The sequence below is a fragment of the Tenacibaculum tangerinum genome (assembly GCF_029853675.1).
GTDB lineage: Bacteria > Bacteroidota > Bacteroidia > Flavobacteriales > Flavobacteriaceae > Polaribacter > Polaribacter tangerinum_A.
The window spans coordinates 387192-406194 of record NZ_CP122539.1; the positions used below are offsets into that span (position 1 = coordinate 387192).

Sequence of the window (19003 nt, forward strand, 5' to 3'; positions counted from 1 at the left end):
AAAGATACAGTTAAACCTTTAATTGTTCAAGAAAGCTTTCTTAGAATTCTTTTTTTATTTAAGCAGAACTAGGCTATTTTTATAGGCGTTTTTACCAATTCTTTCCATGATTCAATAACCTCAAGAGGAGAATTCATTTCTTTATATAAATTTTCTCTTTTGGTTTTTTTATACTTAGGAATTTCACTTTTTGTAAATGCTTCAAACTTAGGATTACTACCATTTTTTGCATCTGGACCAATTTCCCGAAGAATGTTGGTAGCAACACCATTATCCACTATTCTACCATAATAATATGTGTTAGTAACCAAAGTTTGTCCTATTACATAACTACGTTCTTTCTTGAATTTCTGAGCTTTAACGGCATTATTACTATCAGTCATAATTTCATTATAAGTTTTTTTTGCATGTTCAATAAAGTCATTGGCTGTTTTTGCAAGTGTACCAGTTTTGGGTTTTCCATAACTAGATTTATTAGCAGGCATCCATTCTCCTTTAGCGTTCTTATTCATAGGATCTACATTGGCCATTTCTTGATACAGGCTTAGTTGTAGTGAGGCACCAAGCATAAAAACGGTAAAGCCTGCTTTGGCATACTCTTTTTGCTGTAGGGTACCTAGCATACCTTCTGCACCTGAAAGAAAGGTTTGATCATATTTTTGTAGTAACTTAAAAAGAGCTTGACGATCTTCTTTATCTTTGGTATTACTTTGTTCTAGAGCAGGCACATATTCATTCTTAATTTTTTGAACTAAATTAGTTATAGCACCGCTAATTGAATCGATTTTACTTTGTTGTATTTCTTGTTTAACTATTTTGGTAATCTTAGCGTATACCTCGTCAAAATAATTAGGAATTTTTGCAGGGAAAACCTCGTCTAGTATCGCATTAGCAATCGCCCCACCTATTGCGCTTAACATTCCAGAAGCAATATCTTTTCCAATAGAAACAGCAGTACTTGTAACATTCAGTTTTAATGATAAAGAGTCTAAACTGGGGTATAACTTTTGAGGTTGTGTAAATTCAGACTCTTGCAGTATGGGAACATATTCATTATTAAGACCAATATTTTTTATTAAAAAGTATAGAATGGCTTTGTTAGTGGTAAGTTCGAATACAAGAGTTCGTATAGGAAAGTCTTGAAATGTTTCTGATAGAAAAGTCATTCTATTCCTCAGGATTACTTCGTTAGGAAGTAACGGGTATTCGTCGGTAATGCCTCTTTTAAGACAATTCATATTTGGCTCTAATTCTTTTGGAATACTAGGAACATCTTCTGGTTTAGCTACTTTAATTTCTGTCATTAGGTTGCCTATGTCAATAGAAATTGATGGTGCTCCGGGTAATCTTTTTTGAACAAGAGTATTCACTTTTACAGTGTAATATTCTTTAGGTGTTTCTGGTTGTAAGTTACCATAAACTAATAAAATATCTGGATTGATAGTGCTGAGTTTTTTTGGAGTTAATTGAATCATTTTAATAGAATTATTTACATTTTTAATAATAGATTTACAATTCTAAAGTTATAAAATCCAAGACAAGAGTTTTTTAATTTTGTCACAAACGTCATGTTTTTATGCATAAACGACTTAGAATTAAACGATTTTTGTAAGTTTGCTTTTCGTATATTTTAAGCATGAAAGAACACGTAATTTTAGTAGATGAACAAGACAACCCAATAGGGGTTATGGAAAAATTAGAAGCGCATGAAAAAGCGTTGTTACACAGAGCATTTTCGGTATTTGTTTTTAATGATAAAAATGAATTAATGCTACAACAACGTGCTGCTGAAAAATACCATTCTCCTTTACTATGGACTAATACTTGTTGTTCACATCAACGAGCAGGGGAATCGAATATTGAAGCCGGAAAACGTAGATTGCAAGAAGAAATGGGTTTTTCATGTGAGTTAGAAGAAGTATTTTCGTTTATTTACAAAGCGCCTTTTGATAATGGTTTAACAGAGCATGAATTAGATCATGTAATGGTTGGGAGATATAACGACGAACCTATGGTAAACCCCGAAGAAGTAGCATCGTATAAGTGGATGCCTTTGGAAGAAGTGAAAAATGATATAGAAAATCATCCTGAAAGTTATACGGCTTGGTTTAAAATAATTTTTAAAGAATCGTACGATAAAATAGCAGCGTTTATTTGATATGCCAAAAGTAACTGTTCATAGAAAAGCACATTTTAATGCAGCACACCGATTGTTTAATCGCAATTGGTCCGATGAAAAAAATAGGGAGGTTTTTGGTAAATGTAGCAATCCTAACTATCATGGGCACAATTACGAATTAATTGTATCGTTAACTGGAGAGATAGACTCCGAAACAGGGTATGTGTACGACTTAGGTAAGTTAAAAAACTTAATAAAACTTGAAGTAGAAGAAGTTTTAGATCATAAGAACTTAAATATTGAAGTAGCGGAGTTTAAAAACGTTAATCCTACCGCAGAAAACATATCGGTGTTTATTTATAACAAGTTGCGTGTAAATATTCCAGAAAACTTAGATTTAAAAGTAACCTTATACGAAACTCCCAGAAACTATGTAACATATAAGGGTGCTTAGTTTACTTTTATAATGTTGATTTTCAAAGAACTAAACTGGAAACGTTGTTCAGAAACTACGTTAAAAATAAGCTTAAGAGAAAATACCCTTAAGCTTATAAAGAACTCAATAACTGTGTTGACACTATCATCTATTTTTAGGGAGAACTAGCACGCTTTTTGTATTGTGTAACCAAAAATAGCTGTACAGATAAGATGCTGTTGTTTTTCTTCTTTTTTAGATACTGTTATATTGAAAATAATTTCAGTAGTACTCAATTTTTTAATATTGTTTTTAATAACAAGCTTATCGTTAAGGTAGGCATTGTTTAATTGATCGAATTCGATATTGTTACAACTAAAATGAGAGGCATCAGGATAAAAGCCGAGAGAAGTATTTGCACTAGATTCAATTTTATCGTACAAGACGGAAGTTTTTAGCACTTTATTTTTACTAACTTGCTTTTTACTAACTATAAATTGATTTGGCTGACCGTTATGTGTAATATGTAATGTTTTCATGATAATTTTAAATATTAAGTATTGGTAATTCGGGTTCTCTGTAAAATGGATTTTGCACTGAGTACATTATAGTCAATGCTGCTACCTGTTTTCTAATGCTGTTTCGATACTTAAAAGTGTTCATAATGGTTAAAGTTTAAAATATTAGTAAATAAAAAAGGTGCTTTTTAAAAAAGCACCCTTGGTTAATTTTATAATAAAAAATAGATTGTTCAAAATCGATGTTTATAGCTATTTCTTTGGATGCTTCTAGTTACATATACGTGTTGTTTTTGCATGCGAACAATACACGTAATCGAATCGATTGTGTTAAAAATAAGCGTATATGTGCGTAAAAGCGTCTTCATTGTGCTTCAAAAGTAGTAAAAGTTTTTAATAATTGAATAAAATCAAAAAATAATTGTGTTAAAGTTTTCTCAATCTGAGTGTTACTGGTTTTTACAATAGCAGTTTAAATATGTATCTTTGAATATGTAAACACTCGTATTATTTATGAAGATTATAGCCATGATTCCTGCACGATATAGTGCATCGCGTTTTCCAGGTAAATTGATGAAAGATTTAGGAGGAAAACCAGTAATTGTAAGAACTTATGAGGCAGCAGTAAATGCTAACTTGTTCGACGAAGTATATGTGGTAACCGATTCTGAAGTAATTTATTGTGCTATAGAAAAAATAGGAGGTAAAGTGCTAATGAGTCAAAAAGAACACGAATGCGGTTCTGATAGAATTGCTGAAGCTGTAGAGGACTTAGCGGTAGATATTGTGGTAAATGTGCAAGGAGATGAGCCTTTTATAGATACAACTTCGTTGTCAAAATTAATTGAGGTCTTTAAAACAGATACGCAAAAAGAAATTGATTTAGCATCGTTGAAAGTGAAAATGACCAACGAAGAAGACATTCAAAACCCGAATAATGTGAAGGTAATTACAGATAGGAATGAGTTTGCTATTTATTTTTCAAGAAGTGTAATACCATATCATCGAGATAAAGAAGTCGCTATAAACTATTACAAACACAAAGGAGTATATGCTTTTAGAAAAGAAGCCTTAATCGATTTTTATCATACACCTATGACACCCATTGAGGCTGCTGAAAAAATTGAATGTATTCGTTATTTAGAAGTAGGAAAGAAAATAAAAATGATAGAAACTTCAGTAGAAAGTATAGGTATCGATACTCCTGAAGACCTCGAAAGGGCTTTAAAACAACTAGCTAATGAAAAATAGTAAGATCATCGCTTTTGATGCCGACGATACGCTGTGGGTTAACGAAACGTATTTTCGAGATGCCGAAGATGAATTTGCAAGATTGCTATCTGATTATGAAACAGAAAATAAAATCCATCAAGAATTATTTAAAAAAGTAATAGAAAATCTTACAATTTATGGGTATGGTGTAAAAGGTTTTATGTTGTCTATGGTTGAATGTGCGTTAGAAATTTCTAACTATAAAATAAGTCCTAAAAAAATGGAGGCTATTCTTGAAATAGGAAAAGAGATGTTAGAAAAGCCTATAGAGTTGTTAGACGGAGTAGAAGAGGTACTAAAAGAGTTACACGGAAGGTACAAGCTAATTGTAGCTACAAAGGGAGATTTATTAGATCAAGAGCGCAAGTTGGCCAAATCAGGAATTTTAAAATATTTTCATCATACAGAAGTGATGAGTGAAAAGAAGAAAACCGATTACAAAAAGCTGATAAAAAGATTAGACATTAAACCTTCGGAGTTTTTAATGATAGGAAACTCTTTAAAATCAGATGTATTACCACTCATAGCTATAGGAGCCACAGCAATACATGTACCGTTTCACACCACTTGGGCACACGAAGAAGTGAGCCAAGAACAACAATCAGATACCTATAAAACAGTAGCTTCTATTACAGAGGTGTTAAAGTTTTTGTAGAAGAGATAGTTAGGTGTTGAAAGTTGGTAATGGATAATCTCTTCGGATTCTCATATACACTTTCCAGTAGCGATCTCTGTAAATCATGCTTTATTAGATGGAGTTTATATCAAAGTAGTTTTTTGAAAAATTTAAGTAAGAATTGGATAAAATCGATTAGTTTTGCATCAAAATTTAGAATTATGGCAAGCATAAAAAATTTAAAGAAAGATATTAAGTATACATTAGGAGATATTATTAGTATTTGTCAAATAACTACAGAGTTAAATCCAGAAGCAGATAAAGCAAAAGCAGCGGCTATTATTGATGAAGCAAGTGTAACTTTTGACGAATTAATGGCAAAGGTAAATGCCAAAGATGTTGAGGACAAGAAAGCGCATTTCAAGGCTATAAACGCTGAGCTAGAAACGAAAGCGAATGCCTTAATAGAAAAGGTAAATAATTTGTAAGTTGTTGTAAAATAATAACTTGTAAAACGAGATTCTTAAAGAATCTCGTTTTTTTTATAAATTTTAACATTATACATAGAATAAATTTTTGTATATTACGCTTAGTAATTAATAACAGATAACCCCAATAAATATGGCAAGAGCTATGTATGAGTACACAAAAACGGTACTTCAAAAAGTTAGTTTTAATACAGATTTATTTTGTAAAGAACTTGAAAAGGCTTTGAATAGATTACTACCTTATGAGATAGACGAACTAACCATTTGGCTAAAACAATTTACCGCTAACAAACCAGATTTATATGTTTGTTTAGCCATAGTAAATAAGTAAAAAAAGAAGGAAGCTTAATCGCTTCCTTTTTTGTTTTTTTATGGTTTCTTTTTTCCTCTTAATTTTTTAATGAGTTTTTTACGAAACTCATGTTCAGCGACCTCTAGCATCAGAATTTTTTTGTAGGGTAAAAAAGTGGCAAGCTGACTGTAAAAATTATTTTTTGTTTCATATTGTTCTTTTGAAACCGACTTAATTTTATAAATAATATCTTTCGATTCCTCCTCAGTCAAGTTATCAATCCCACCTAAACGTTGAATTTTATGTTTTATACCATAACGTTCTTCTTTATGCAGCGATATCATTTTTCTGTCATAGGTGGTATACAATGGCCAAAATTTGTCTGCCTCCTGTTCTGTTAGGTTCAGTTTTTCTGCAATAAAAGATATTTTAAAGGCTCTTATTTTTTCGTAATTTTCTTTTCTTGTTTGTGCTTGTGTAGAAAAAAGAGATATAAAGATTACAGCAAATGTGAGTAGGTGTTTTTTCATCATTTTTGTATTTCAGTTAAAAGAATTGGTGTATCTATATCGATTAGGTAGTCTTCTACTATTTCATCACTGATGGAAGCAAGAATATCGTCTTCTAAATCAGAAGTATTTAATATTGCTGCAAGTTCGCTGCTGTCTACATCGCCATATCCATTTTCATACCATGACTCTATTTCAGAAATAGTAATGTCTTCAAAAGTTATTTGTTGCGTACTAAAATAATTCATTCCAATGAAAAGTAAGACAGAAGCTGCTACGGCTACAGGAATATATTGTAACATTCTTTTACGTAGTGAAATTACTTTTATTGGGGCAGTTTGTTCTGTTGTTATTTTTGATTGAATGCTACTTTCAATTGAATCAAAATAACCATCAGGAGTATTGAACGCTTTTTCTTTAGGTAAGCTATCTAGAAATATAGAAGTATTAATAGTTTCTTCAACCTCATTGAAATAATTTTCTGGGGTTGAGAAACCACTATTCCTGCCAACTTGTTGGTGTATAAATTGTATAGTATGTTTTAATTTTTTATCCATTTCTATAGTAAGACTATTTTTTTTGTAAAAGGTTTAATGGTAGTTCTTTATAAAGTTTTCAATTTTTTTAGCGGCTATATGGTAAGATGCTTTCAGAGCACCAACAGAGGTTTCAAGAATTTCTGATATTTCTTCATATTTCATCTCATCGAAGTATTTCATATTAAACACCAATTGTTGTTTTTGAGGTAATGTAGCAATGGCTTTTTGTAAGATAAGCTGAATTTCATTACCTGAAAACCAATAATCACTATCTAAAGTAGAGGTAAGATGTGCTTGATAGTCTGAAATAGTACTATTTTTTTCTTTTGCCCTTTTATTAATAAAAGTGATGGCTTCATTGGTGGCTATTCGATACATCCAAGAATACAGTTTACTATCTCTTTTAAAGGTATGAATGTTTTTAAAAACTTTCACAAAAGTGTTTTGCAAAACATCATCGGCATCGTCGTGAGAGATTACAATCTTACGTATATGCCAATATAGCCGTTCTTTGTATTGTACAACAAGGCTTTTGAAAGCAACTTCTTTAGTAAGAGGTTGCTGTAATTGGTCTATAAGTGTAGTTTCGTCAATCAACTAAAAGTTCTTTAGTTGTTGGACTTTAAAGATTATAAAAGGTTTAAAAAAGAAACTAAAAAAACTAGTTATTTCTTTTTGTCCAACCGAATAAACGTTTTTCTTTGATGGTTTCAGAAACCCCTTTTGGTAACATATCTTCCCAGCCTTCTTCTCCATTTTTAATCATTTTCAATACTTTTCTTGAAAAAATATGTAAAATATCAGGGTCGTAGTCTTTAATATCAATTAGTCGACCATTATTTTTAAAGAACTTATACAGTTCTTTCATTCTAGGATGCACTTTTAGATTTTCACTGGTAATAAATTCCCCTGTTTCTTCATCTTTGTAAGGGTACATGTATACCTTTAAATCTCTATAGAAAAGTTTTCCGAAGGCTTCTAAAATACCACCACTTAAATCGCGATAATATTTTTCGTCAAATATTTGAATTAAGTTGTACACTCCCATGGCAAGCCCCATACGTTCTTTGGTGTATTCGCTAAAATACTCTACCAGTCTAAAGTACTCTTGGTAGTTGGTAATCATAACATTTTGTCCAAGAGAGCATAAGAGTTCGGCTCTGTCTAAGAAATCACGTTCGTTAATTTCACCCTCAGCACGAAGATTACTTAACGTAATTTCAAAGATAATTTTTGTCTTTTTAGGATCTACTTTGTTTTCGTCAAAGAACAATTGTTTAGAGCGCTCAAAGATATCCATGTTTACCTTAGTAACGGGTCTGTAACTACCACGAAGTGCTAAAATATTCTTTTTATACAGTACTTGTGCGGGTAGTAAATTATTTCCGTCAGGTCCGAACATCACAGCGTTGGTCATTCCGTTTTTAACAAGTTGCAAACTCATTAAGCGATTATCAACATACATAAAGCGGGGTCCTGAGAAATTAATCATGTCAATTTCTAAACGATCTTTATCAATATTATCATAAAAAGATTTTAATAACTCTTTAGGATTATCATTTAAGTAATAGGCTCCATAAATTAAATTTACCCCTAAAACACCTAATGTTTCTTGTTGCTGACGAGCATCGGTTTCTTTAAAGCGTAGGTGTAATACAATTTCGTTATAATCTTCGAGAGGATCTAATTGAAAACGAATACCTACCCAGCCATGACCTTTAAACTTCTTACTAAAGTTGATGGTTGCTACAGTGTTGGCATACGTAAAAAATAATTTATCAGGATGTTTTTGGCGTTCAATTCGCTCCTCAATTAATTCCATTTCATACTTCAACATTTTTTTTAATCGAGGCTCTGTAACGTAACGATTATCTTTTTCAATTCCATATATGGCGTCAGAAAAATCTTTATCATAAGCACTCATTGCCTTTGCTATGGTACCCGAAGCACCGCCTGCTCTAAAAAAATTACGAACAGTTTCTTGTCCAGCCCCAATTTCTGCAAAAGTCCCATAAATATGAGCGTTTAAATTAATTTTCAACGCTTTCATTTTAGTCGTTGGTACCGTACTTATTTTTTGATCTCCTTTTAACGTAATTGCCATTTTGTTGTTTTTAGTTACGTGCTACAAATGTACTGAAATTACAAATGACCAGACAATTTTTGTTGTACTTTTGTAGTGAAAATGGAGAAAAAAATAAGGTACAAATAACTTTTTTAGGAACAGGAACTTCTACTGGAGTTCCCATGATTACAAGTAAACATATTGTTGCTTTTTCTAATAACCCCAAAGACAAAAGATTACGTTCTTCAGTCTTAGTTTCATGGAGTGATGTTCATTATGTGATTGATTGCGGACCTGATTTTCGTCAGCAAATGATGCGTGAAGAGGTAGCGTCTATCAACGGAATTTTGTTTACACACGAACACGCCGATCATATCGCTGGATTGGATGAAATTCGTCCGTATTGTTTTCAAATAGGACCAGTGCCTATCTACTTAACAGAAAGAGTACTAAAAGTTTTACAAAAACGATACGATTATATTTTTGCCACCGAAAACCGATATCCGAGTGCACCAAGTGTAGCGCCAACTATTGTTTCACACAAAGAAAGTTTTGAATTAGATGGTGTAGTGGTAACTCCTATAGAGGTTATGCATGGTAATTTGCCTATTTTAGGCTATCGTTTTAACGATATTGCTTACATAACTGATATTAAAACCATTTCAGAAGAAGAAAAAAGTAAGTTAAAAAATCTTGATGTTTTAATTGTAACAGGGTTGAGAAAAGAACCTCATAACACCCATTTTAATTTAGAAGAAGCGCTAAATTTTATTAAAGAGATACAACCTAAAAAAGCCTATTTAACACATATTAGTGAGCTTTTAGGCTTGCACGATGAAGTAGAAAAAGAATTGCCCGAAAATGTGTTTTTAGCTTATGATGGACTAAGAATATAGTATTAGAAATATCAATACTGTAATTGGTAAAAATTACCCAAACGGATTGATGATTTTAAATTAGCTTTTTATCTTTACTGTAAATATTTACTATATGAAAATTATAATATCACCTGCAAAATCGTTAGACTTTGAAAGCAAAGCACCTACCGATGCATATACACAACCTCGTTTTTTAGAACAATCAGAAAAATTGAATAAGAAGCTCAAAACAATCTCAAGAAAAAAATTGGGTGAGTTAATGAAAATTTCTGATGACTTGGCAAGTTTAAACTACGATAGAAACCAAGATTGGCAACTTCCTTTTTCTCCAGAGAATGCAAAACAAGCGATATATGCTTTTACAGGGGAAGTGTTTAGAGGAATAGATGCAACTTCAATTTCAGAAGATAAAATTCCAGTTTTACAACAGAAGTTGAGAATTTTATCTGGGTTGTATGGTTTGCTAAAACCGTTAGATTTAATTCAGCCTTACCGCTTAGAGATGGGAACGAAATTAAAAGTAGGTACAAAAGATAATTTATATAAATTTTGGGATACTACCTTGGCACAGTCTCTAAATGAAGAACTTACCGATGATGAGTTGTTAATTAACTTAGCCAGTACAGAGTATTTTAAAGCACTTCCTAAAAAAGCCTTAAAAGTGCCTATGATAACTCCTGTTTTTAAAGATTTTAAAAACGGACAGTATAAAACCATTATGACGTATGCAAAGAAAGCACGTGGACTCATGGTACGTTATATTGTAGATAATAATGTGGATACTTTAGAAGAATTGAAAGGTTTTAATACCGAAGGATATGGTTATGCTGAGGAAATGTCTTCTAAGAACGAATTGGTTTTTACGAGGTAAGCTTTTTTCTAAAAAAAGGTGTTTAGCAAAGTTTCTATAATTGAATTCTGCTTTAAGTGTTTTATACTTAAAAATTAAACACTTAAAAATTTGTTAGATTAGAAAATTTTAATATTTTAGTCACTTAAAAGATTAAAAAAAGATTCTATGAAAACAAGGCTACTTTATGTGGTTGTTTTTTTGACAATTACATTTTCATCAAACTCACAAAACTTATTAAATACCAATACTTGGACAGTTGGTTCGGGTTCTGTTTCTGGTTTTGGACAAAACGGTACCAACTCTGAAAATAGTAGGGAATATGGCATTGGTCCCGAGGGAACTAACGTTCTGTTGTGGAAGGCTACTCCAGATGCTTCCAGTAATGCAGATGGTGGTTGGAATTCTTCTTATTCAAATATAGATCATACAAAAACGTATCGATTTGTTATTTGGTTAAAAAAGACCAATTCAAATAATGGTACTTCCTATTTTGGATTCCATAGCTATGATGGGGCACATCATTCTTTACATCTAAGCGGAACGCTTAATAGTAATCCTTATTTTTGGTATGGAGATTTACCTCAGTTAAATAAGTGGTATATGCTAGTTGGCTACGTACATGGTAGTAACTATAGTTCAACTATCAACTATGGAGCTATGTACGATGGAGATACAGGAGAAAAAATTAGATCTATCACAGACTTTAAGTTTAAGAGCTCAGCAACGAAATTAAGACATAGAACATATCTATATTATGACACGAATACTTCGGATAGGCAGTATTTTTACGCACCCAGAATGGAGTTGGTTGATGGTAATGAGCCACCAATAGAAGATTTATTAGGGATTAATGACGATGATAGAAACTTATTGAAAAATTACCTAGCTAACTGGACAGTAGGTTCTGGTAGCGTTGCAGGTTTTGGGCAAAACGGCACCACTTCAGAAAATAGCAGAGAGCTTGGAAGAAACCATATAGGAGAAGAAGTAATTTTATGGAAAGCAATACCTGATGCTTCTAGTAATGCAGATGGTGGTTGGAATACTGGATGGGTTGGAGCTAGTGCTAGCATCTCCTATCGCTTTAGTGTATGGATAAAAAAAACAACATCTAATAATGGTTCTACCTATTTTGGATTTTACGCCAATGATAGTGGTTCATTAAGATTGGATGGAACTTACAATAGCAATCCATACTTTTTTGCGGGAGATTTACCAAAATTAAATAGGTGGTATTTATTAGTAGGGTATGTACATAAAAGTAGTCATACAGGAACTTCCAATACAGGAGGAATTTATGATGGTATAACGGGAGAAAAAGTTAGAACGATAACAGATTATAAGCTAAAAAGCACGGTAACTGCGTTAAGACACCGTTCGTATCTATATTACGATATCAATATACTGGATAGGCAGTATTTTTATCAACCAAGAATAGATGAAGTAAACGGTAATGAACCTACAATAACAGAATTATTTCATATTAATGATGATTCAAAATTACTACTCTCTTACGATATAGCAGGAAATCAAACACAGGCTTTTTATTGTGGTAACCCAGATTATTGCTCGCTTCCCGCGGCCAAGAAAGAAGAGGAAAATAATGAGGTAAATGAACTACCGTCGGTTGCAGAAGGTGATATGAACAGTGAAGAAAATGAACTTTCAGAAGACCCTGAGCAAATATTCGAAAATACTGTGCGCATTTACCCGAATCCGACAACTAATTATGCCACTCTTAGTTTAAGTGACGATATATTGAAAAACATGCATTCGATAAATTTATACAATGCCAACTCAGTACTATTGAAAAATATCAAGACAAATAATACTAACATTCAACTAGATATGAGTAACATGGCAGTAGGGATGTATTTTATTCATATTCATTTGAAAAAAGGGAAAAGTATTACAAAAAAAATTGTTAAAAAATAAAAAGTTAAGAAGATGAAAAAAAGGTTATATACACTTATTATAGTATTATTTATTGGATTTCAATATGTAAAGGCGCAAAACACAAGTAATACTTCAAAAGGAAAAATTAAAGTAGATGGACGAGAATTAAAGATAAAAACAAAAAAATCATTCAATATTAAGGTAAAAACAACTAGCGCTCAAGCAAAAGCACTACCTATTGACGAACCTTGCCTTTTAGACCCCAACACTGGGGAATGTGTTGATGTAACAGACCCAAGTGACCCAGTTATCACAACAGAAGCGGGAAGTACTGCAGGTAGTTTGTCAGTTTCTTTAACAGGTGCTGCTAGTTATTCAATACCTGTAATGGTACCTCCTGGAATAAAAGATGTAGCGCCTACCATAGGCATAAGTTATACAAGCCAAGGAGCCAATGGTTTAGCAGGATGGGGTTGGAATATTTCTGGACTATCAACAATAAGTAGAGTACCTGCTACTAAATATTATGACAATAAACACGATGGAGTTGATTTTTTAGATGATCGTTTTTCTTTAGATGGTCAACGTTTGATTTTAAAATCAGGAACTTATGGAGCAAGTGGTTCGGTGTATCAAACAGAAAATTATTCCAATATTAAAGTTGTAGCTTATGGTACTTCTCCTTATGGGAGTACCTACGGTCCGTCATACTTTATTGTATATTATCCTGACGGAACAAGAGTTTGGTACGGTAATTCAGGAAATTCCAGAAGTAGGATAGAATGGGCTATTTTTAGATGGCAAGACCCACAAGGAAATTACATTGATTATAATTATCAATCCGATAATGGTTTGCTGAGTATTAAAACCATTAAATATGGTGGAAGAATAGGGAGTACTTCGCCAATGAATCAGATTAATTTTACCTATGCTTCGAGGAATAGACCAGAAAGTGTTTATGTTGGAGAATATAATTTTAAGAGAACGAATCTTTTAAAAAGTATTCAAGTAACTGCAAGTGGTTCTCAATATAGAAAATATGAATTAACTCATAATGTTAACTCTTTAGGATACAATAGGTTAATTTCTGTCAAAGAATATAATAAGGACAATAAGGAGTTGACTCCTATAACTTTTGATTATGAAACAACGACTTCAACATTTAAAAGTAAAACTGTTTCAGGAGATCTGTATCCAGGATTTGATTATAAAACGAGTAAACTTATAGCAGGGGATTATGATGGAGATGGAAGAACTGATGTTATATTTTACGATATCACTAACAAAAATAACATTTATCTTCATTATGATTTATATAACCAATACGGAAGTTTCGCTTATCAAATCCCTACGGGTGGTTTTTCAGATGTTTTTTCTAGTACCAACCTAAACGATGTTGGAGGTATTTCAGATCAACAAACGATAACTACTGTAAAAGAAACATCATTATCAACCTCTTCAACTTCAGCAATTAGGTTTAGAAATTATATCAAACTACCCTATGGAGTTTATGTTCAGTTTGATAAGATTTGGAACACAGCAAAATATAGAACAGATAATTATTGCGGAAGCTCTAGCTATAGGTCTATTCCAAAAAAATATATTTCAGGAGATTTTAACGGAGACGGTATCACAGATGTACTTGCTATTGAAAAGCAATATACATCACAGTCATGTTACCCTAGAGATTGTGATGATGGTGGAGGTTTAGAACCTTTTGAATTGAAAAAAGAAGAAACAAATAATTCTAAAGAACAATCAGCAAGATTACCTATTGAAGAATGTTGTGATTGTAATTCATACACCACAAACAAATACAATGCAAAGGTCCATTTTATAGATTTAAAAAGAAATGTTACTTCTAATTTTTCTAAAATTTCTGGTTATTTAAGAAAAGGTGTTGGAACTAAGGATAGGTTTGAAGTAGGAGATCACAATGGAGATGGTAAACAAGATATTTATCATTTTCAAGGAGGAAAATTATATGTGTATACGTTAGATGATAATAATAATTTAGTGTTGCTTTATGAAGAAACAGATTCAGGAATAAAATTATGGGATGGAAACTATCAAATTCCTATTCTTTTAGGGGATTATAACGGTGATGGAAAAACCGACTTTTTAATAGCCACGGCGAACGAATCGAAAAATTGGAGATTTTTTATTTCAAAAGGAAAAGAATTTTACAAGGAAACTAAAAATTTAGGTATTGAATATGTGCAGGATAAACTTTTAGCTCCTTATACAGGTACAGTTAATGGAGTTACAATGGACAATCCGTACATTGAATTTAGATATGTAGCTCAAGATGTCAACGGTGATGGTAAGACAGATCTTATTGTTCATAATGTTTTTGCGCCTTATTCATCGTATGACAAGTCCGTAGAATATATTAGCGTACATAAAAATACCTTCAACATTTCAGATGCAAGCCCAACATTTCCTTTAGAGTTTAAGTATGAGAAAAACAATGGAGGAGTTAATAAGTATGGAATGCCAATTTTTTTAGAATCCAACCGTACGAATGGTAACTTAGAATATGGTTATGTAAGTGTAAACAATATATTTATGTATGAGTTTGCGAAAGACCATAGAAAAGATGGGCTGTTAAAAAATGTTACGAATAATGGAGTTAAGGTAACTATAGATTATGAACGCCTAGGAGATTCAGATAATTACGGACCTGTAGTGTATACTCCAAATTATGGTCAAGTTTATCCTTACTTCAACGTGAATCGAGCTCCTTCTTTTCAATTAGTTAAAAAATTGACTGAAGAAGGTGCTGGCATTAAACGCTATCAAGACTTTAGATACGAAGGGGCAGTTTCTAATATTAATATAGGGTTCCAAGGGTTTGTCAAAACTAGACGAAGTAATTGGTACGGTAATGATGTAAGTACGCTATGGACAATATCAAAGCATGATGTTACCAAAAAGGGAGCAGTCACAGAGCAGTGGGTTTCTACTTCCTCCTATGAGGTAAGTAATTATATGTCTAAGACTACTTATACATACAGCTCAAGTTTATCATCTAATAAGGTGTTTATAATTGTACCGACTAAAATAGAGCAGCATGATGCACTAACAGGAGTAACAACAACCAAAACAATAACATATGATTCTTATAAAAATCCGTTGACTGAAAACACTGTTTACAATGGAGGTAATGAAAATATCACATATACGTATAGTAATAATATTTCTGTCAATAGTCAATACTATCATGTAGGTAGATTAACAAAAAAAGTAGAAACTAACACTATTGGAGCAAATGTTTTCACAACAGAAGAAGAGTATAGCTACAATAATAACTTATTGACACAACAAAAAGTAAAAGGCAATGGAACTTCTTGGAATATAGAAAGTTATACGTATGATGTTTATGGAAATGTAATTGAAAAAACATTAACTCCTAGTGGTGATGTTATACCAAGAACAGAAAAATTTAAGTACGATATTCCTACTAAACGTTTTTTGATTGAGTCAACCGATGTAGAGGAACAAGTGACTAAATTTACCTATGATATTTTTGGTAATCCTCTGACTGCTACTAACCCTTACAATCAAATAACTACTTTTACTTATGATGGATGGAATCGCTTGATTTCTGAGAAAAACTATTTAGGAAAAGTAACCAATTATATTTATACGTACTTAAACGGAGGGGGAATAAGAGAAACTACTAACTATCCTCAAGGAAAAGATAGAATAAAAGAGTATAATGCTTTAGGCTGGGTAATTAAAAGAGGAGAATTAAGCATTAATAATAAATGGATGTATAAAAGTATACACTATGATGTTGTTGGGCGGATCGTTAAGGAGAGTGAACCTTATTTTAGCTTCCCAAGTCAATGGAATACTACTTCATATGATAACTATGGACGAGTAGTTAATAAAACTACTTTTAATGGTTTACTAGCGAATATCAGTTATAATGGTTTAATCGTAACAGTTGACGATGGGACTAAAACAGTAAAAACCACAAAAGATGGTATGGATAACATAACCAAAGTGGAGGATAATGGAGGTATTGTTACATATACATACCATGGTAATGGCGTCATGAAATCTGCGAATTATGGTAGTCATGTAGTAAGCACCGAAATAGATGGCTGGGGAAGGAAAATAAAATTAACTGATCCATCTGCTGGTCTATATACTTATGAATATAATAGTATTGGAGAAATTTTAAAGGAAACTAGTCCGAAGGGATACACAGGATACGATTATGATGGGTATGGTAAGATTACAAAAAAGGAAATTAAAGGAGATGAAACAGACATGTATCTTACCTACGAATACAATGCCGATAATTTGCTATCGTACATACGAGGAAAAAATGTTAGAACCAATGAAGACTATTTATATACCTACCTATATGATAGTCAAAAAAGGCTATATACGACTAAAGAGCAAAATGGTAAAGCCTATTTTGAACATCAAGTAACAAGAGATGGGTATGGTCGAGTAGATTCTGAAACTTATATTAGTAAAAATACTGGAAATAATGTAAGTAGCACAGTCAAAGTTCGAAATATATTTGATGCTAATTCTGGTATTTTAAAAGAAATCCAAGATTTTAACAACAATACTTCTTTATGGAAATTAAAAGAAGTAAATGAAAGAGGACAAGCTAAAGAAGTGTTATTAGGTAACGGTATAATTAAAAAAAGAACCTATGATCAATATGGTTTTTTAACCAAAATGTTAGACCAAAATTCCGATGCTACAAAAATAGCGTTAAACCTTGAGTATAGCTTTAATACAGCCAGAGGGAATTTAAACAATAGAAAGAATAATAATTTAAGTTGGAATGAAAGCTTCACCTATGATAACTTAGACCGTTTAACAAATATTTCGGGTTCAGTAAGTAGAGCACAGAACTACGATGATCGAGGTCGTATTACCTCAAATTCTACAATAGGAACATATAATTACGGGAGTACTACTTCGTATCGTTTACAAGAAGTAGATTTAAATACCCAAGGAGATTTGTATTATCAAAATCATCCCTTGCAAAAAATTACATACAATGCGTATAAAAAACCAGTATCAATTTCAGTAAAAGATAAAGCAAAAGTAGATTTTGAATACGGTTTGTTACAAAATAGGAGTCATGCTTACTATGGAGGGAACGAGGATAATAAATTAGATCGTAGGTATCAAAAACATTATTCAGCAATAAGTCCTGTTGAAATAGAAATAGATAAACAAGGAAACACAAAAATTATTACGTATGTTGGTGGAGATGCCTACTCAGCCCCAGTGATGCATGTAAAGCAAACAGCTTCAGGTAGAGCTAATGGCTATCATTATTTACATAGAGATTATTTAAATAGCGTTCTAGCAATAACTAAGAGTGATGGAACAGTACAAGAACAACGACAATTTGGTGCCTGGGGAGAAATTGATAAATTTAAAAGCTTGAATAGCGAAATTGATTTTGAATATGGCTCTACACTGCTAAATCGTGGCTATACAGGACATGAACATTTTATGGGAGTTGCTTTGATACACATGAATGGCCGTATGTATGATGCAAAACTAGGACGTTTTTTGTCTCCTGATAATTATATACAAGATCCCTTTAGCACACAAAGTTTTAACAGATTTGGCTACGTTTGGAATAATCCCTTAAAGTTCACAGACCAAAGTGGAGAGCTGGGCTTTATAGCAGCAGCTTTAATAGGAGCTTTAATAAGTGTAACAACAAATGGAATAATTAACTCCATTGAAGGACGTCCATTTTTTCAAGGAGCTGGGTTAGCAGCTTTAACAGGAGCTATAGGGGGAGCTCTATCTTTTGGTATTGGAGAAATAACCCAAGGATTGCAAGGAATATTAAAAGTAGGTGTACAAGCTGTTATGCATGGATATTTAGGAGGGATGATGTCTTCAGCCATGGGAGGTGAATTTATACATGGCTTTGCAGCAGGAGCATTGGGCTCCTTAGTATCATCTGGTATGGAAGGTCTATATGGAGATAAAACTTCAGATTTTTGGAGAGCCGCAGGAACTATAACTGCTGGTTCTCTCTCTGGTGGAGTTGGTAGTGTTATTACTGGTGGTAAATTTTGGGATGGATTTAGAAATGGAGCAATTAGTTCTTCTTTGAACCATGTTGCCCATTCACTATTAAATCCGAAACCTAAATGGGAGTATAAGGGGAAAAAATATACATCTAAAGCGAAATTATACAGAGATATATTAATAGACCAAGCTGCAGAACAATTTGGGATAAAAGATTTAATTGCTCTAGCGGCAGCTATAGACGGGGTTGGATTAATAGATAAACCTTTCCAAGCAAAAGGTGCTTCTAAAGGGACTTCTTATGCTTCAAAATATGGTTCTAAGCTTTTCCCGCAAGAAATGCCAAGAAGATTACCTACACATTTTAGAGGAGGCTCGTTAAGATATACAAAGGTTTTTGGAAGGTTTCTTGGAAGATTAGCTGGTCCAGTGGGTTGGGGAATTTTAATTTATGATGTTGGGAAAACATTATATAACACCCAGATGATTTATAACAGTATTGTAGACAATTAA

Annotated in this window: 16 protein-coding genes; 10 read left to right on the plus strand and 6 right to left on the minus strand. The window is 32.5% G+C overall.

Going from position 1 to position 19003, the window contains the following annotated elements; all coding sequences use genetic code 11:
* Positions 1-68 precede the first annotated feature (68 nt).
* The gene (locus P8625_RS01650) at positions 69-1475 is read right to left on the minus strand and encodes a hypothetical protein (protein WP_279651766.1); all 1407 of its coding nucleotides are present in this window, start codon (positions 1473-1475) and stop codon (positions 69-71) included.
* Between the two features lie 161 nt (positions 1476-1636).
* Between P8625_RS01650 and idi the strand changes: the two genes are divergently transcribed.
* The gene (gene idi / locus P8625_RS01655; protein ID WP_279651767.1) at positions 1637-2158 is read left to right on the plus strand and encodes an isopentenyl-diphosphate Delta-isomerase; all 522 of its coding nucleotides are present in this window, start codon (positions 1637-1639) and stop codon (positions 2156-2158) included.
* A gap of 1 nt (position 2159) precedes the next feature.
* A complete protein-coding gene (locus tag P8625_RS01660; RefSeq protein ID WP_279651768.1) occupies positions 2160-2573 on the plus strand; it encodes a 6-pyruvoyl trahydropterin synthase family protein in 414 nt (137 codons plus the stop codon).
* 146 nt (positions 2574-2719) lie between these two features.
* Here the strand turns inward: P8625_RS01660 and P8625_RS01665 are convergent, their stop codons facing one another.
* Entirely contained in the window at positions 2720-3073 is a 354-nt protein-coding gene (locus tag P8625_RS01665) for a hypothetical protein (protein ID WP_279651769.1), read from the minus strand.
* A 492-nt stretch (positions 3074-3565) separates the two neighbouring features.
* On the opposite strand from P8625_RS01665, the gene kdsB reads away from it, so the two are divergent.
* From kdsB to P8625_RS01685, 4 genes are all read left to right on the plus strand, one after another.
* Positions 3566-4303, plus strand: a complete 738-nt coding sequence (gene kdsB, locus P8625_RS01670) for a 3-deoxy-manno-octulosonate cytidylyltransferase (protein WP_279651770.1) — start codon at positions 3566-3568, stop codon at positions 4301-4303.
* Positions 4293-4979, plus strand: a complete 687-nt coding sequence (locus P8625_RS01675; protein ID WP_279651771.1) for an HAD family hydrolase — start codon at positions 4293-4295, stop codon at positions 4977-4979. Before kdsB ends, P8625_RS01675 begins: the two co-directional genes overlap by 11 nt.
* Positions 4980-5161: 182 nt before the next feature.
* The gene (locus P8625_RS01680; RefSeq protein WP_279651772.1) at positions 5162-5428 is read left to right on the plus strand and encodes a hypothetical protein; all 267 of its coding nucleotides are present in this window, start codon (positions 5162-5164) and stop codon (positions 5426-5428) included.
* Between the two features lie 133 nt (positions 5429-5561).
* Positions 5562-5759, plus strand: coding sequence for a hypothetical protein (locus P8625_RS01685; protein ID WP_279651773.1), 198 nt, complete (start codon positions 5562-5564; stop codon positions 5757-5759).
* A gap of 38 nt (positions 5760-5797) precedes the next feature.
* Here P8625_RS01685 and P8625_RS01690 read toward each other — a convergent pair whose 3' ends face one another.
* The 4 genes from P8625_RS01690 to P8625_RS01705 form a co-directional block, all read right to left on the minus strand.
* Positions 5798-6253, minus strand: coding sequence for a hypothetical protein (locus tag P8625_RS01690; RefSeq protein ID WP_279651774.1), 456 nt, complete (start codon positions 6251-6253; stop codon positions 5798-5800).
* Entirely contained in the window at positions 6250-6786 is a 537-nt protein-coding gene (locus P8625_RS01695) for a hypothetical protein (RefSeq protein WP_279651775.1), read from the minus strand. Before P8625_RS01695 ends, P8625_RS01690 begins: the two co-directional genes overlap by 4 nt.
* 33 nt (positions 6787-6819) lie before the next feature.
* Entirely contained in the window at positions 6820-7365 is a 546-nt protein-coding gene (locus P8625_RS01700) for an RNA polymerase sigma factor (RefSeq protein WP_279651776.1), read from the minus strand.
* 64 nt (positions 7366-7429) lie between these two features.
* Complete coding sequence (locus tag P8625_RS01705) at positions 7430-8872, minus strand: TonB-dependent receptor (RefSeq protein WP_279651777.1); 1443 nt, start codon at positions 8870-8872, stop codon at positions 7430-7432.
* 44 nt (positions 8873-8916) lie between these two features.
* On the opposite strand from P8625_RS01705, the gene P8625_RS01710 reads away from it, so the two are divergent.
* From P8625_RS01710 to P8625_RS01725, 4 genes are all read left to right on the plus strand, one after another.
* The gene (locus tag P8625_RS01710; protein WP_279651778.1) at positions 8917-9729 is read left to right on the plus strand and encodes an MBL fold metallo-hydrolase; all 813 of its coding nucleotides are present in this window, start codon (positions 8917-8919) and stop codon (positions 9727-9729) included.
* 94 nt (positions 9730-9823) lie between these two features.
* Positions 9824-10582, plus strand: coding sequence for a peroxide stress protein YaaA (gene yaaA / locus P8625_RS01715; RefSeq protein WP_279651779.1), 759 nt, complete (start codon positions 9824-9826; stop codon positions 10580-10582).
* A gap of 147 nt (positions 10583-10729) precedes the next feature.
* Positions 10730-12499 (plus strand): T9SS type A sorting domain-containing protein, encoded by a 1770-nt coding sequence (locus tag P8625_RS01720; RefSeq protein ID WP_279651780.1) that lies wholly within the window; start codon positions 10730-10732, stop codon positions 12497-12499.
* Between the two features lie 12 nt (positions 12500-12511).
* Positions 12512-19003, plus strand: coding sequence for an RHS repeat-associated core domain-containing protein (locus tag P8625_RS01725; protein ID WP_279651781.1), 6492 nt, complete (start codon positions 12512-12514; stop codon positions 19001-19003).